The 674-nt window shown below is 41.8% G+C and carries 1 protein-coding gene; it reads left to right on the top strand.

Annotation, left to right across the window (positions count from 1 at the left end):
- The coding region (locus tag BHC51_RS00985; protein WP_143558708.1) for a calcium-binding protein at positions 1-674 on the top strand (674 nt) is incomplete at both ends.

The raw sequence follows: 674 nt of genomic DNA, 5'->3' as shown, positions 1-674 counted from the left end.
TACGATATTCTTATTGGTGGTACTGGGAATGATATTCTCAAAGGTGGTGACCACCATAAAGACCGCTATGAATTCGAGGCTGGCCATGGACAGGATATTATTTATGACAAAGGATATCAAGGCCACAAAAACAACTACAACGACATAGTTTTCAAAGGCACTAATCTGGCTGATGCTCAGTTTACCCGTTCTGGTAATGATTTGATTATTCAGGCTTATGGTACAGATGATTCCCTTACCCTGCCTGATTACTTCACCTACAATAATTACTACAGCAGAGCATTTAACTTTGTATTTGATGATAAAGTATTAAGTGTTGATGATATAGCTGCCATGTCATTTATTTTGGGAGGCACATCAGGTGACGATGAACTCAGAGGCTGGAATTCTCACGATATTATTGCTGGAGGGCCGGGTAATGATAAATTATATGGAGGAGATGGTATAGACAACCTTTTCGGAGGAGCAGGTAATGATGAGCTGTATGGAGAAAGTGGAAACGACTATTTAAGTGGCGGCGATGGTGATGATATTCTTAATGGTGGTGCCGGTGATGATATTCTTAATGGTGGTGCCGGTGATGACACACTATGGGGCAAAGAAGGTTACGATATCATCAATGGTGGTCCCGGAAACGATACTCTCTATGGCGGTGACTGGAACAAAGATCGGTA

The sequence above is a fragment of the Snodgrassella alvi genome, from assembly GCF_002777745.1.
GTDB classification, from domain to species: Bacteria; Pseudomonadota; Gammaproteobacteria; order Burkholderiales; family Neisseriaceae; genus Snodgrassella; species Snodgrassella alvi_D.
The sequence above is the reverse complement of the archived record's forward strand: the minus strand, read 5'-3'. Positions and strand labels throughout refer to the sequence as shown.